This is a genomic window from Brevibacillus brevis (assembly GCF_900637055.1).
GTDB classification, from domain to species: Bacteria; Bacillota; Bacilli; order Brevibacillales; family Brevibacillaceae; genus Brevibacillus; species Brevibacillus brevis.
This window is the reverse complement of record NZ_LR134338.1, coordinates 3,995,001-4,009,840: the sequence shown is the minus strand read 5'-3', so window position 1 is coordinate 4,009,840 and position 14,840 is coordinate 3,995,001. Positions and strand designations below refer to the sequence as shown.

General features: G+C 47.2%; 13 protein-coding genes (1 of these 13 only partly in view). 12 read left to right on the top strand and 1 reads right to left on the bottom strand.

Going from position 1 to position 14,840, the window contains the following annotated elements; translation table 11 throughout:
• The first annotated feature begins 90 nt into the window (after positions 1-90).
• From EL268_RS19135 to EL268_RS19110, 7 genes are all read left to right on the top strand, one after another.
• The gene (locus tag EL268_RS19135) at positions 91-735 is read left to right on the top strand and encodes a transcriptional regulator CcpN (RefSeq protein WP_012685777.1); all 645 of its coding nucleotides are present in this window, start codon (positions 91-93) and stop codon (positions 733-735) included.
• 11 nt (positions 736-746) lie between these two features.
• On the top strand, positions 747-1,583 hold the full coding sequence (locus tag EL268_RS19130; RefSeq protein ID WP_106654013.1) for a pyruvate, water dikinase regulatory protein: 837 nt from the start codon (positions 747-749) through the stop codon (positions 1,581-1,583).
• A gap of 203 nt (positions 1,584-1,786) precedes the next feature.
• Positions 1,787-3,661, top strand: coding sequence for a DNA primase (gene dnaG, locus EL268_RS19125; RefSeq protein ID WP_106654014.1), 1,875 nt, complete (start codon positions 1,787-1,789; stop codon positions 3,659-3,661).
• Between the two features lie 34 nt (positions 3,662-3,695).
• A complete protein-coding gene (gene rpoD / locus EL268_RS19120; protein WP_126435450.1) occupies positions 3,696-4,826 on the top strand; it encodes an RNA polymerase sigma factor RpoD in 1,131 nt (376 codons plus the stop codon).
• A 93-nt stretch (positions 4,827-4,919) separates the two neighbouring features.
• Positions 4,920-5,834, top strand: coding sequence for a hypothetical protein (locus EL268_RS19115; RefSeq protein WP_106654015.1), 915 nt, complete (start codon positions 4,920-4,922; stop codon positions 5,832-5,834).
• A gap of 75 nt (positions 5,835-5,909) precedes the next feature.
• Complete coding sequence (locus tag EL268_RS32875; RefSeq protein ID WP_164724493.1) at positions 5,910-6,074, top strand: hypothetical protein; 165 nt, start codon at positions 5,910-5,912, stop codon at positions 6,072-6,074.
• Positions 6,075-6,214: 140 nt separating this feature from the next.
• Positions 6,215-7,354, top strand: a complete 1,140-nt coding sequence (locus EL268_RS19110; RefSeq protein WP_106654016.1) for an acyl-CoA dehydrogenase — start codon at positions 6,215-6,217, stop codon at positions 7,352-7,354.
• Positions 7,355-7,433: 79 nt separating this feature from the next.
• Here the strand turns inward: EL268_RS19110 and EL268_RS19105 are convergent, their stop codons facing one another.
• Positions 7,434-8,720 carry a S8 family peptidase gene (locus EL268_RS19105; RefSeq protein ID WP_106654017.1) on the bottom strand — a complete coding sequence of 429 codons (1,287 nt, stop codon included), beginning with the start codon at positions 8,718-8,720 and terminating at the stop codon, positions 7,434-7,436.
• 383 nt (positions 8,721-9,103) lie between these two features.
• On the opposite strand from EL268_RS19105, the gene EL268_RS19100 reads away from it, so the two are divergent.
• The 5 genes from EL268_RS19100 to EL268_RS19080 all read left to right on the top strand — a co-directional run.
• Positions 9,104-9,838 carry a tRNA (adenine(22)-N(1))-methyltransferase gene (locus EL268_RS19100; RefSeq protein ID WP_106654018.1) on the top strand — a complete coding sequence of 245 codons (735 nt, stop codon included), beginning with the start codon at positions 9,104-9,106 and terminating at the stop codon, positions 9,836-9,838.
• Positions 9,814-10,929, top strand: coding sequence for a Nif3-like dinuclear metal center hexameric protein (locus EL268_RS19095; protein ID WP_106654019.1), 1,116 nt, complete (start codon positions 9,814-9,816; stop codon positions 10,927-10,929). Before EL268_RS19100 ends, EL268_RS19095 begins: the two co-directional genes overlap by 25 nt.
• A gap of 56 nt (positions 10,930-10,985) precedes the next feature.
• The gene (locus EL268_RS19090) at positions 10,986-12,986 is read left to right on the top strand and encodes an S-layer homology domain-containing protein (RefSeq protein WP_106654020.1); all 2,001 of its coding nucleotides are present in this window, start codon (positions 10,986-10,988) and stop codon (positions 12,984-12,986) included.
• A complete protein-coding gene (locus EL268_RS19085) occupies positions 12,983-14,479 on the top strand; it encodes a S41 family peptidase (protein ID WP_106654021.1) in 1,497 nt (498 codons plus the stop codon). Before EL268_RS19090 ends, EL268_RS19085 begins: the two co-directional genes overlap by 4 nt.
• Positions 14,480-14,603: 124 nt before the next feature.
• Positions 14,604-14,840, top strand: the 5' portion of a protein-coding gene (locus tag EL268_RS19080) for an alkaline phosphatase family protein (RefSeq protein ID WP_164724492.1). Its footprint extends 1,248 nt past the window's final position; only the first 237 of its 1,485 coding nucleotides appear in the window; its start codon is at positions 14,604-14,606; its stop codon lies beyond the right edge, outside the window.

Below are 14,840 nucleotides of genomic sequence, written 5' to 3'. Positions count from 1 at the left end.
CAGGCGGGGGCACCTTTTTTCCGCGTGAAAGAAGGAATATCCCGTCGAATAGAGTAATACTAGGAAGAGGTAAAGACAGAACCGGGGTGATTGGTCATCGAGCTTACCAAACGACAAGAGCACATCTTACAGATAGTGAAGGATGACGGACCGATAACAGGAGAGCATATTGCGGAGCGACTGAATTTGACTCGCGCGACGCTGCGCCCTGATTTATCCATCCTCACAATGTCAGGATATCTAGAAGCCAGACCTCGGGTCGGGTATTTTTATGCCGGCAGACCCGCAAGCTCAGTCATAAGTGAACGGCTTCACAAGCTTCTCGTCAATGACTACAAGGCGGTACCGATCGTGGTATCCGAATCCGCCTCGGCTTACGACGCCATCGTTACCCTCTTTTTGGAGGATGTTGGCACGTTATTCGTCGTCAATCAAAAAGGATATTTGGCTGGCGTGATCTCACGAAAAGACCTCCTGCGGGCTTCTTTAGGCAACAAGACGCTGGAGGATGTTCCGGTCAGCATTATCATGTCTAGGATGCCGAATATCATTACCTGTGCACCTGATGAGACCTTGTACGCAGCCGCCAAAAAGCTGATTGATTTTCAGATCGATTCTCTGCCTGTCGTAAGGCCCAGCGAGGAAGATCCGAAGCAAATGGAGCTGTTGGGGCGCGTCACCAAGACGACGATCGCGAAAGCATTTGTAGAATTGGGTAGCGAACCGAAAGTGTAGGAGGAGAAGCGATGCAAGGTAATCAGCGAGGACAGCTCATCTATGTAGTCTCAGACTCCATCGGCGAAACGGCCGAACTTGTCGTTCGCGCAGGAGCTAGTCAGTTTGATCGTTTTTTGTTTGATGTACAAAAATATCCGTATATAGAAGACAAGGAATCGATTGACGAAATCATTGCTTCGGCAAAAGAATCGCGGGCAATGATCGTGTTCACTCTGGTCATTCCGGAGCTGAATGCGTATATTACACAACAAGCTGCTCTTCACGGAATTCCGGCTCTTGATGTTATGGGGCCTTTGATGAATACATTGCAGGGCATGTTGAAAGAGCCGCCAACAGGAAAACCGGGCTTGGTACGCCGACTGGATGAAGAGTATTTCCGCAAAGTAGACGCTATCGAGTTTGCCGTCAAATATGACGATGGACGGGACCCACGCGGCCTATTGCGCGCAGATGTGGTTTTGATCGGCGTTTCGCGTACTTCCAAGACGCCTCTTTCCATGTATTTGGCTAACAAGCGACTTAAGGTTGCCAATGTTCCGCTTGTCCCGGAGGTAGAGCCACCAGAAGAACTGTTCCAACTGCCAATAGAACGGTGTATAGGGCTTACCATCAATCCGGAGCAACTGAACGGCATTCGGACAGAGCGTCTGAAGGCACTGGGATTGACTGCACAAGCAAATTACGCCAATCTCGAACGGATTGCCGAAGAACTGGCTTATTCCAAGCGCATTATTGAGCGTCTCGGATGTACGGTGATCGATGTATCCAACAAGGCAGTGGAAGAAACGGCAAACATCATTTTGGAGATGATTCGAAAAAACAATCTCCGTAATGAAAGGAAATAGGCCGAAAGAAGGATTTTGGCGTTTTTTGTAGAAAATCAATTAGCCGAGGTACTTATCATAGCTAAGTTTCTCAGCGTTTATTGCCCTTAGAAATGTGGAAAAGTAGAAAAGAAGAAAAGAAGTTTGATGCAAAGAAGGAAATTGACGAATTTTGACGAACTAAATATTCTCACGTGCGATTCTCCTTATAAAGGTGGAAAGACATGACTGGTCCCACTTCAGATGAATTTGTAAATCAAGTGCGTGCCGCTGTCGACATCGTAGACGTTGTAGGAGAGTACGTTCAACTGAGAAAAAGCGGTCGTGCCTTTCTCGGTCTATGTCCGTTTCACTCTGAAAAGAGCCCTTCCTTCAACGTAAATGCAGAGCGACAGTTTTTTCATTGCTTTGGCTGTGGAGCAGGTGGGGATATCTTTTCCTTTTTAATGAAACTGGAGCAATTGACTTTTCCAGAGGCACTGCACAAATTGGCGGAGCGTGCCGGGATAGCTGTGCCCCAGCCGCAGCAAGTAGAGGATTCACCTGAAAAACGGATGAAGCATGCGATGCAGGAAGCGCATACGTTCGTTTCACGCCTCTACCACTACGTGCTTACGAAAACACCCTATGGCGCAGAAGCGATGAAATATCTCGCAAAGCGCGGCATGTCTGAGGCGACAATAGCCGAATACCAAATCGGATTCGCCCCGGATTCATGGGATTTCGTGACGCAGCAGTTGACAAAGCGGGGATTTTCACAGGAATTGATGGTGGAAGCAGGGCTTTTGGCCAGGAGTGATGCAGGAAAAATCTTTGATCGCTTTCGAGGTCGTATCATGTTTCCGATCCAGGATTCCCAAGGTAACGTCATCGGATTTGGTGGGCGCTTACTGCAAGGATCGAAGCCCAATTCCAACCAAAAGTCTCAACCCAAGTATCTGAATAGCCCGGAAAGCCTTTTGTTCAACAAAAGCGCTACGCTGTTTAATCTTCATCGTGCGCGCCCCATTATTAGAAAGAGAAAAGAGGCGCTGTTGTTTGAAGGATATGTCGATGTCATATCGGCATGGCAGGCGGGTTTTATGCAAGGAATTGCCACTTTGGGAACAGCCTTGACGGAGCAGCAGGCCAGAATTCTTCGTCGCAATACAGAGTCAGTCGTACTCTGTTATGACGGAGATGCTGCAGGACAAGAAGCAACGAGCAAAGCGATTCACGTTTTGCAGCAAGCCGGTTTGATCGTTCGAGTTGCTCCACTTCCACAAGGAGTGGACCCGGATGATTACATCCGCCAGCATGGGGCTGAAGCATTTTCCCAGCAGGTATTGTTACAGGCGATGCCAGTTACGGCTTTCCGTCTGAAACATTTACGCAGTCAGTTCGTAATAAAAGATGAGACGGACAAAGCCCGCTTAATCGCGAAGGCGGTCGAGATCATCAACGAGCTCAGCAGCCCGGTGGAACGGGACATGTACCAACGGCAATTGGCAGAAGAATACTCCCTTACTCTCGGTGATCTCAAATGGGAGTCCAAACGCGCCTACAATCAGCAAAAAAGTGAGCGCCAAAGGGATAAAGTGACGCCAGCATGGAATAATAGTATAAATAATGGCAAAGTTACGCTCGCGAAAACACTGCCACCCGCTTATCACACGGCTGAGCGCATGCTGCTTTACTACATGATGCGGAACGAAGAAATAGCGGCCCGCGTCCAACAGGAATGCAGTGCCCACTTTCAGGTGGATGAACACGATGCGCTGGCTGCCTACCTGTACGCCTACTATGCAGAGGGAAACCCGGAAGACCCTGGAAAGTTTATACATTATGTGCAAGACGATTTGTTAAAGCAATTAGCCTCGGGATTGGCCATGATGGAGTGCAACAACGACGTATCTGAATTAGAGATCGGTGACTACATCAAACAAGTGAATAACTACCCGAAGCGTGCCGAGTTGGAACGATTGCGCGATGAGCAGCGGAGCTTACACCTCCAAGCGGCCGCAGCGGACAGCGAGGATGCGCGCAAACAACTTGAACTTCAAGCAGCCGTTACAGGGATGAAGATTCTTGAATTGGAAAATGCTTTAAAAGAAGGGTAGCTTCAGATCATTCCCGGGGAAGGAGGGAAAGTAGATGAACAAGCAAAATATCACTTCCGACATGGAAGCAATGTCCATCGAACAAGTGAAGGAACAGTTGGTCGAATTAGGCAAGAAACGCGGCGTTTTGTCGTATAAGGAAATTACGGATCGCCTGGCAGGTTTTGAGCAGGATTCTGATCAAATGGATGAGTTTTTTGAATATCTTGGTGATCAAGGAATTGAGATTAACAACAATGAGAATGAAGATGACGACGATGAAGTCGATCAAATGATCATCAAGGACGAGGACAACGAAGAATTCGATTTTGACGATCTCTCCGTTCCACCTGGAATCAAGATCAATGACCCTGTACGGATGTATCTGAAGGAAATTGGTCGAGTTCCTCTGCTCTCCGCAGAAGAGGAGATTAAACTGGCGCAGCGAATTGAACAAGGTGATGAGGAAGCCAAAAGACGTCTGGCTGAGGCGAACTTGCGATTGGTTGTATCGATTGCGAAGCGTTATGTAGGACGTGGCATGCTATTCCTCGACTTGATTCAAGAAGGGAACATGGGTCTGATTAAAGCGGTGGAAAAGTTTGACTATCGCAAGGGCTACAAGTTCAGTACGTATGCAACCTGGTGGATTCGCCAAGCGATTACCCGTGCCATTGCAGACCAGGCTAGAACGATCCGGATTCCGGTTCATATGGTGGAAACGATCAATAAATTAATCCGCGTTTCCCGTCAGCTTCTGCAAGAGCTAGGTCGTGAACCTATGCCAGAAGAAATCGCTGAAAAAATGGATCTCACTCCGGAAAAAGTTCGGGAAATCATGAAGATTGCTCAAGAACCAGTATCCCTGGAGACTCCAATTGGGGAAGAAGACGATTCCCACTTAGGTGATTTCATTGAGGATCAGGATGCATTGGAGCCATCTGATGCAGCTGCCTATGAACTTTTGAAAGAACAGTTGGAAGACGTTTTGGATACATTAACAGACCGGGAAGAAAATGTACTGCGTCTGCGTTTTGGATTGGATGACGGACGTACATGGACGTTAGAAGAAGTAGGCAAAGTGTTTGGTGTAACCCGTGAACGGATTCGTCAGATCGAAGCAAAAGCTCTTCGCAAATTGCGTCATCCGAGTAGAAGTAAACGCTTAAAAGATTTCTTGGAATAACCGATATAAGAAGTATGTGGCCTACGTTAGCCGACGTAGGCTTTTCTTATTCATGAAAGTAAACACTTTTTGTCGTAGTTAGGAGGGGCCGCGTTGGAAGACCAGCGCAAGCGCACGATCATCGCCGAAATAGAAAACTGGCGGCGCAACCATTTACTGCCTGAACATTACTGCATCTTCTTGTTAAATCTGTATACAGAAGGGGATCGGCCAAATACACCGGCGTCCGCAGGCGGGAATGAGCGTATGGGAACGGTACCGGGTGTGCTGTCAGGAAAAGTCAATTCAACATCATCTGTCACAAATACATATGCACCTAGAACTGTCTCTCCAGTGACGGGGAAAATGGTAGTGGCATGGCTCCTTGGTGCCTTTGTCATTGCTGGTTTGATCTTACTTGCTTTTCATTTTAACCGTTTTCAAACCCCAATGCAAATTACCATCTTTGCCTGTTTTGCTCTGGTTTTCTATATTCTGGGACTCGTTTATCGAAGATCAGCCCCGCCATTGACGCATTTATTCCTGGGTTTATCTTTTGTGATCTTGATCGCGGGAGGCGTTTATTGTATCCAAAAATTGGATGGTAGCTTGCCGTTTATCCTGTTTTATTTAGGCTTCGTTTGCATGCTACTGTGCATCAGCGCAATTATTTTCGGCTACGCTTATTTGCTCTATGCAGGATTACTGGGGTTGGCCATCTTGTATGGCATTACGACCGTTCATCGGGTAGGGATGGACTATACATGGTGGACATCGGAGTTGTACTGGGTACCGCTTGCGTGCTTACTTACAGGTATGGGCTTCTTGATGAATAAGGCCAATACGAAATGGGCGGGAGTATTTGCTGTATGTGGACTTGCCTTTTTCTTTGGTGCAGAGATACAGGCTCTGTATATTCCCGCAGCGAAGCGGGATATGATTCAATTGCTGTTGTTCATTAAGGTGTTCATCGCGTCAACTTTGTTCTTCTTCACGCGTGGATATTGGTATGCGTGGTTGAGGCTGTAGGACTCTGCCTACTTCTCGTTTTCCTCTCGCTGCTTATCTGTTACAATTTCAGAAGAGAGCAAACGGGGTGAATAAATGAACAACAAGTGGAAAGTATTAATCGGTATTTTACTGGCGGCTATTTTTCTGGGTGGAGAAACAGTAGCCAAGCTTATGGGTGTAAATACATACAGCATCGGATTCATAGCAGCCGCTGTATCTTTTTTGGGAGCGATTTTATTAGGAGCACGCCGATCATAGGCGTGTTTTTTTTTGAGAAATTACCACATGAATCCAAAATCGTGGTGTATAATGGTAAGAGTATTCTGAACAAACGCTCAGTCAAAATTGTGTGTTTCTTGATAGTTCTTTACTAAAGCGTTTTCAAGGGGGCAGCGATTATGAACTTCGATTTGACTTCAGAACAACAAATGTTGAAAAAAATGATACGCGAATTTGCTGATGAGGTAGTGGCTCCAGGAGCAGATGAACGCGATCAAACCAAACAATTTCCTGTCGAAATATTCAAGCAGATGAGCGAGCTGAACTTGATGGGTCTTCCCTTCTCTGAGAAATACGGGGGTGCGGGAGCTGATTCCACGAGTTTTGCGATTGTTGTAGAAGAGCTTAGTCGTGCATGCGGTTCTACAGGAATCACGTATTCGGCTCATATCTCGTTAGGTGGCGCTCCACTGGCTTTGTTTGGGACAGAAGAGCAAAAGCTGAACTATTTAAGCAAAATCTGTTCCGGCGAAAGCTTTGGTGCGTTTGGCTTGACGGAACCGAATGCAGGGTCTGACGCAGGTGGCACGAGGACGAATGCGGTCTTGGCTGACGGGGAGTGGACGATTAACGGCTCCAAATGCTTCATTACAAACGCCTCCTATGCTTCGTTTCTTGCCTTGACAGCTGTGACTGACAAAGAGCAGGGCTCACGAGGTATCACTGCTTTTATCGTTCCGACAGATTCACCTGGTTTTCAAGTGCTGGCGAACTATGAAAAGCTCGGCTTGCATAGCTCCAATACGACCGAGCTCGTTCTTGAAAACGTCCGGGTGCCAGAAGAAAACGTCCTTGGGAAGCGGGGCGAAGGCTTCAAGCAGTTCCTCATTACACTTGATGGTGGGCGAATCGGGATCGGAGCTATGGCAGTAGGAATTGCACAGGCTGCCTACGATAAGGCACTGCAATACTCCAAGCAGCGAACAGCTTTTGGTAATTCCTTGAGCCATTTTCAAGCGATCCAGCACAAGCTGGCGGATATGGCGATGCAAATAGAGCTGGCGAGAACGATGGTGTATAAAGCAGCGTGGCTGAAGGATCATGGACGCAAATTTACGAAAGAAGCGGCAATGGCAAAATTGTATGCTTCGGAGATTGCCATGTCTGCTACTCACCAGGCTATTCAGATTCATGGTGGCTATGGTTATATGCGGGAGTATCAGGTGGAACGATTTTTCCGCGATGCCCGGCTGTTAGAGATCGGCGAGGGGACTTCAGAGATTTTACGTAATGTCATCGCAAGAGAAATCGGGTGCTAGCCTTTCCATGTTTGATAACGAAAGAGCATGACTGCCAGCGAAAACTGACAGCCATGGCTCTTTTTTTGTTTCTTATTTTTTATTGATCGCCAGGTTGAACAGTTGGGAATCCAAAGCCACTAGCGATATCGTCACCTACAGCAGCGTTTGAGCCACCTTTGATGTCATTTCCTCTCGCACGTTTTTGCAATTCTACGCGAACATCTTGATAGCTCCAAGATGGATTGGATGCCCAGATTTTTGCAGCCAAACCTGAAACGTGCGGTGTTGCCATGGAGGTTCCGCTGATGGAATTATAGCCTCCGTTGTTCCATGTAGACTGAATAGCGCGTCCTGGTGCTGATACTTCCACATCGCGCTCTTGAATTACGTAGTCTCCCGCTTGACCGCTCCTGCCACGAGAAGAGAAGTCAGCCACACGGTAGGTTCCGTTTTGTTGAACATTCTCCAACGCTGCTACGGCTACTGTATTCACTAATGCTCCAGGGTAGCCAATGCTATTCACTGTCGGTCCAGAGTTACCAGCCGCAGCGACGACTAATACACCTTTTTGGTTTGCATAAGTGATGGCACTTTCCATAAGGGTACTCTTACCGCTTGAGCCAAGGGACATAGAAACGATTGCTTTCACGCCTAATTGAGCGGACTGGTCAGCAGCGTAACGAATGGCATAGGCAATGTCATCCTCATAGCCGGAGCCTGAGTCATCCAATACTTTATATGCCCATAGCTTTGCATCTGGTGCTACACCATAAATACCTGCGCCACCCCCGCCGTCAGCGAGAACAGTTCCAGCGACATGTGTTCCATGACCATGCGCATCATTGCAAGCACCGGTAACAACAGGAGAAGCTTGCGTGAAATCGTTGCACTGCTCTGCGTTAGCGGTTAGGTCTGGGTGCTGCGTGTACACGCCAGTATCCAGGACTGCAACACGAACATCAGCACCTCCAGTCGTAGCGGAGAGGGATTGGTTCTTATAGATTGCTTTAATTCCCCACGGAACGACTGCCGAAGGAGAGAACTCTGGATCGCTTGCCTGGTCTTCTTCTATATACTCAGCGATCTTTAATTTTTTCAACACTGTAATTTTTACATTGGGATCGCTTTTCAGTTGGTTAAGTTGATCACTATTTACATCAAGGGTAAAGCCCTCTTCACCAAAATCATGGCGTACTTCCAGTGGTTCAGCAAAATTACCAGTTCTCACATCCGAATCTGACTGAATTAATACCCGTGCAGTACCCAATTCACTGAATTCACTGGTTGAATCATTACTGGCTGCCCCCACACCTGTGAAGACACTCATTACTAGCGCCGAAGAGAGTAATGCCATTCCCCACCACTTGCCGGTTCTTTTTTTCATACTGTTCTCCTCCTTAAAGATATTTAGTTTATGTAGTTCATGATGTGCATGGCGTTAATATACATATCTGTAAAAAAATTGTAAATATTTATTTATTAAAATAAAGTTCACAATTTGGTAAAAATTAAGTTATATTACATAAAACACCATAAAATATCGTTATATTTAAAAACTTTGCTTGTTATCCCGAACATTACATCCAACGTAACGGCCACCTGTAAGCCTCCCGACTACCACCCAAGAGTTCCTATTGGCTGCATTGTCCTTGTTGTGGGTAACAGCGAAGATTTTGTCGTTCTTTGCTGATCATCTGTTAGGGAATTAGCATTTCGCAATTGCTGCCAAATAGGGTAGAATAGAGGCAACGGAAGGTGAATATACAGATGACATCAGTATCAATATCCAAGCGGCTACAAACGATTGCCCGCTATTGTCCAGAAGGAGCCCGCGTCGCCGACATCGGGTCGGATCATGCGTTGTTGGCTTCTTATTTGCTTGTAAAAGGAATTGCGTCTTTCGTGATCGCAGGCGAATTGAACGAAGGGCCTTTTCAAGCGGCACAAAAACAAATACATACATTGCAGGTAAAAGATCGCGCTTCGGTGCGTAAAGGAAACGGGCTCGCGGTATTACATCCTGGCGAAGCAGATGTAATCTGCATTGCTGGGATGGGTGGACAATTGATCGTTTCCATTTTGGAAGCAGGAAAAGACAAACTGGAAGGCGTGCAACGCCTGATTCTGCAACCAAACGTAGGGGAAGAAGCGGTTCGCCTGTGGATGATAGAAAATGGTTGGCAGTTAATTGCGGAGTCCATCTTGCAAGAGGACGGCGTGATCTATGAGATTCTTGTCGCAGAACGAGGCAATCCTACCTTGCCTTATGAGGGCAAAGATCGTACACAGGAAGAGCTCCTGCGCATTGGTCCGTTTCTTTGGGGAGAAAAATCAGAGGTTTTACAAGAGAAGTGGCTGCATGAGCAAGAAAAATGGCAAAAGGTCATCGTTCAATTAAAACGTTCGGACAAGCCGGAAGCAGCAGAACGAATTAAAGAAATCGAAGCAGAAGTACAATGGATCGATGAGGTGATCGCATGCTTGCGCACGGACAAACAGTAATTCAATATGTAGAACGTCTGGCACCAAAATCGTTGGCGATGGAAGGCGACAAAATTGGCCTTCATGTAGGCACCTTGCAAAAAAAGGTGAAAAAAGTGATGGTCGCATTAGACGTGCTGGAATCTGTGGTGGATGAAGCCATTGCAGAGGGTGTTGACCTGATTGTGGCTCACCATGCCGTCATTTATCGACCACTCAAGCACCTCCGGACGGATCTCGCCGCAGGACGCGTTTTCGAAAAGCTGATCAAGCACGATATTGCGGTATACACAGCTCATACCAATCTGGATGTTGCATATGGCGGAATGAACGACTGGCTCGCTGAAGCGGTTGGACTCACTGACGTAGATGTACTGGATGTTCTTTCCCGAGAGGCTTGGAAGAAGCTCGTCGTATTCGTACCCGCTACCCATAAGGAAGCCGTGTTTTCCGCACTTGCTGAAGCGGGTGCAGGGCATGTAGGCAACTATAGCCACTGTTCTTTTCAGACGGAGGGCACCGGAACCTTTTTGCCAGGGGAAGGGACGAATCCCTATATCGGTTCGACAGGCCAACTGGAAAAAGCAGAGGAAGTTCGCATCGAGATGATTGTTCCCGCGTCCAAACAATCGACTGTGGTCAAAGCAATGCTTGCTGCCCATCCGTACGAAGAAGTCGCCTATGACATCATTCCTTTGGAGCAGTCCGGTACTGCATACGGAATTGGGCGAATCGGTACTCTGCCCGCACCACTTACGCTGCGTGAGTTTGCATTGCTCGTAAAAGAGCGTTTTTCCCTCCATGGTCTTCGCGTAGTTGGTGACTTGGATGCCACAGTCAAAAAAGTAGCAGTAGTAGGTGGAGACGGTAGCTCTTTTGTTTCCAAAGCCATTTTTAAAGGCGCGGATGTGTATTTGACAGGAGACATTGGCTATCACACTGCACATGATGCTCAGGCAGAAGGCTTGTCGATCGTAGATGCTGGTCACAATATCGAAAAAATCATGAAGGAAAAGCTGGCGACCATTTTGCTTGAACAATTGAAGGCAAATGGCTACGAAACAGAGGTTATTCCTTCGCACGTGCACACAGATCCGTTCCAGTTTGTTTAAGACGTAGCAGGACCATCCTTATGTTGCCTGCCAGATGAAGTGTAGGAGGATTTTATGTGCAAAAACTAATCCGGACGATTTCTTGTGGATTATTGACGTTAAGCTTACTCACCCCCGGCGTCGTATCAGCGGCTGGGGGCTTATTGCCATACAATGACATTAGCAAGCATTGGGCGAGAAGCGCAATTATTCAAGGTGTGCAGCTCGGTTTGTTTGAGGCTGGTCCAAATGTTCCGAAGTTTTACCCAAATCGTGACATGACGCGTGCAGAATTTCTCGTCATGATCGATCGGCTTTATTACGGTGGGCAGTATCATATCTATCCGCTTACTTTCTTATCCGAGCATTCGGAGTGGGCGCGAGCAGAAGGTTTTCAGGAACCGTATTTGCCCTATAAAGATGTTGATCGCCTGACGTGGATGTACAAACCAACGCTCCGCATCTCCACGATCTTGGATAGACTGTACGGTCCAAATGCGATTCAGTACATTTTTCCTGGTGAGATGATGAAGCCGAACCAGCCGATCACCAACGAAGAAGCTGCCAAGATATTGCAAATGTTCACGATGTCTCCAGATAGTAAAAATGCTTGGGAAGAAGTGCGTTCCTGGGGATGGCTAGAGGGAGAAAAAACGGATCGGGTGAAACGGGGAGATGCTGCAGTCGCAGCTGATCGCATGGTAAATTATTTCCTTCAGGATGGAATCATGCCTCTGTTGGATTACGACGGGAAAAAGTTCCCGATGGTCCCGGATATCGATGAGGTATTGCCGTTATTCGCAACCTATACAGATCTCAAAACAACAGAAGAACAGATTTATGTAGATGCGGCTGCCGCTATTCGCAGTAGAAATGATAGTGAAGAGACATTTGAACAGTTGCGCAAACTGGCGGATTCCTCTTTCCCCAATCAAGTCGGTGTTCACTATTTATTGAGCTGGAATTCTGAAACACCGATTGAAACCAATCTGGACGAAGCTTTTCTTGCTATCGACGCTTACTTCGAAGACAAAATCATTCTCCCGGACACACTCGGGCTATTGAGTGCCAATGTGTATGATATTTCCTTGCAGCTAGGGAACAAGGATCAAAGCCAATACAAAAAAGTGCTCGACCGACTCAGTGCTTATGAACAAAAAGTGAAACAAGATTCCAAAGAATGGGAATCGCTCGCCGTATATTTGGGGGCACTGGAGATCCGGAGTGGTCAGGTAGACCTGGCGCTGGCACGATACCAGCGATTTGCTGACAGGAGCCCGGAGGCATTGTTGAATACTTCCTATTATTATTTGCAGGAAGGACGTATGCAGGAAGCAGAAGAGGTTCTTGCTGCGATGAAACCGAAAGCGTCAGACAGCAGAATGAATCAGCTGCACAAAATGTTGCGTCAAGAGTTTGCATCTTTAAAAGATCAGCCAGCTATTATTTCTGATTTGGGATACTCTTTGCGCCAGTTGGACAATGCCGACACCTACCAAGTGAAGGGTGAAGCGGTGTTGAGTGGATTGACGTTCTCCTACACGCAGGATATTAACAAGGAAAAGCAAATAAGCAGAATATCCGGCTTTTATCAATCTCCGCAAAAACTAATATCAGACAAGCTGCTCTCCTATACAGATGGGAAAACAAACACGCAGTACTCGTACGATACGGATCGGCAGACATGGGACAAGAATAGAACGGACAAAATTGACTTTTTGCACGAGTGGGTTGGTGCTGTCAAGGTAGCCGATCGTGCCAAGGAGCTTCATGCTCGCTACTACAAGCAATCGTACGGGAAGTACGATGTCATTACGGAGTGGATTCCGGGCTCTATGCTGGTAGAGAACTCAAAGAAAGCTACGCTCGGACAAGGAAAAGTGAAAGACGTTCCGTTGTTCATGAACAAGTATTATATTGATCGGGCCAGCGACCAAATTGTTAAACATACATGGCGTTATGAAGAAATTTATGAGGGCGACGGGTATGTAGCCTATTCGGGTACCGACAATTACGACTTTACAAGCAATGTTGCATTCTCGATACCTGATGATGTTCGAAAAGGGGTGGCACCATGAAGCGAATTAGTCAATGGGCAGTAGCAGCTGCCCTGCTACTCACAACTGTTCTTCCCGTGCAAGCGGCAGAGTATCCTTACGAGGAAACAGAAGAAGTGTTCCTGCACGTCATGGAGAGCCACTTGAGCAAGCCGGCAGCCAAACAATTGGTAAAAGGGGCTCTAGAGGTGGTCAGTGAGCAGGCCAAATCGAAAAAACAGCTTCAGTTCGAAGTTTCAGAAGAAGATGACACCTGGGACGAGTTGGAATTGAGGCTTGCAGAATGGCAGAAGAAAGGCGGGTTTGATACGCCGACGATGAACACATGGGCGATTGATGGAATGCTCTCCACGCTCAATGACCCGCACAGCGTATTTTTTACCCAAGATGAATTGCGTCTGTTCCAATCTGACGTTGAAAATCAATTCGTTGGATTCGGCTTTCGTCTGCGACTGCAAAATGATCATATTATCATCCGTGAAATCGTTCCGAATTCTCCAGCAGCAGCATCTTCCTTGCAACGAGGCGATCAATTGATCAAAGTCAATGAGACCTCGTTGGTCGGAAAGACTTTTGAAGAAGCGTATGCTTATTTGAAGGGCAACGAAGGGACCGAAGCCGTTCTTACTGTGTATCGTCCATCCGACAAACGGGAGCACCAGGTGAAGCTGAAGCGTGCCTCCATGACCTTGCCGGAAGCGGAAGGACAGATGTTTACGAAAGGCGCGATTGGCTATATCAGTCTTGAGACATTCGGATCGGAAGGAGCCATCCAGGTAAGGGATAAGCTCGCAGAACTTTCCCGTGTGCAAAAACCGTTGTCCGGACTGGTGTTAGACCTGCGGGATAATGGCGGGGGATACTTGTCCACAGCGCGGGACATCGCGAGCCTCTTTATGGAAGAAGGCTTGCTCATGTACACCACGAATCGCAATGGGGTAGAGGTAGAGACGTGGGTAAGAAATGGACAAGATATCGGCATTCCTGTGCGAATTTTGGTGAACGGCGGAACAGCTTCGGCATCTGAACTGTTGTCAGGTGCCTTGCGTGATCATGGCATCGCCAAACTTGTTGGAACCAAAACTTTTGGAAAAGGGAGTGCCCAACAAGTTATTCCGTTGTCAGACGGTGATGCACTCAAGCTTACACTGAATGAATATTTTACACCTAAGCATACCGTGGTGAATCACGTAGGGCTTCAACCGGATATGGTTGTGGAGGATTATGGAGCACAAGTGGTAGAAGCTCTCCATTCCTTGAAGGTCAATACGTGGGAACTAAGTGACGCAGAAGGCGACACAGTCATCAATGGAATTCCTTTCCCGACAGTGGATCCTCTCTTTAAACAAACGCCTCAAGGGCTGCAAGTCCGAGCTGCTGTCCTTTCGCATTTGCTGGGTGATACCTCCATTGGCGAAAAAGATTATGTGGTACTTGATCCGTATTTGAAGAAGTACCCTGCACTAAAACTGCAAACGAAAAATGATGTCAACACCCTCACATTTACTTCGTGAGTATGGTCCCCTGTCGCTTTTAGCGAGCAGGGGCTTTTTCTTTTTCTGGCGTATACTCGGTACTGGAAAATCGAACACTATCAGGTGCGACTATAACTACTACGACGAGAAAGGTGGCAGCCGGATGAAAAAGGTCATACTTTTCCTGATCGACTCCATGATGCCTGATGTTCTGGAGCGATGCATTGCTGCCAATAAAGCTCCGGCGCTTCGGTTTTTCATGGAGCATAGCCAGTATATACCAGATTGTGTCACCGTTTTCCCTACGATGACGGCTTCGATAGATTGCTCCCTCATAACGGGAGTTTACCCCGACCAACACAAAGTACCGGGGTTAGTTTGGTATGATGCAGAGCAGAAA

Coding starts and splice junctions, on each gene's coding strand:
- EL268_RS19095 (WP_106654019.1), top strand. CDS start 9,814: ATGCTTGCGCACGGACAAACAGTAATTCAATATGTAGAACGTCTGGCA.
- EL268_RS19100 (WP_106654018.1), top strand. CDS start 9,104: ATGACATCAGTATCAATATCCAAGCGGCTACAAACGATTGCCCGCTAT.
- rpoD (WP_126435450.1), top strand. CDS start 3,696: ATGAACAAGCAAAATATCACTTCCGACATGGAAGCAATGTCCATCGAA.
- EL268_RS19110 (WP_106654016.1), top strand. CDS start 6,215: ATGAACTTCGATTTGACTTCAGAACAACAAATGTTGAAAAAAATGATA.
- EL268_RS19105 (WP_106654017.1), bottom strand. CDS start 8,720: ATGAAAAAAAGAACCGGCAAGTGGTGGGGAATGGCATTACTCTCTTCG.
- EL268_RS32875 (WP_164724493.1), top strand. CDS start 5,910: ATGAACAACAAGTGGAAAGTATTAATCGGTATTTTACTGGCGGCTATT.
- dnaG (WP_106654014.1), top strand. CDS start 1,787: ATGACTGGTCCCACTTCAGATGAATTTGTAAATCAAGTGCGTGCCGCT.
- EL268_RS19085 (WP_106654021.1), top strand. CDS start 12,983: ATGAAGCGAATTAGTCAATGGGCAGTAGCAGCTGCCCTGCTACTCACA.
- EL268_RS19130 (WP_106654013.1), top strand. CDS start 747: ATGCAAGGTAATCAGCGAGGACAGCTCATCTATGTAGTCTCAGACTCC.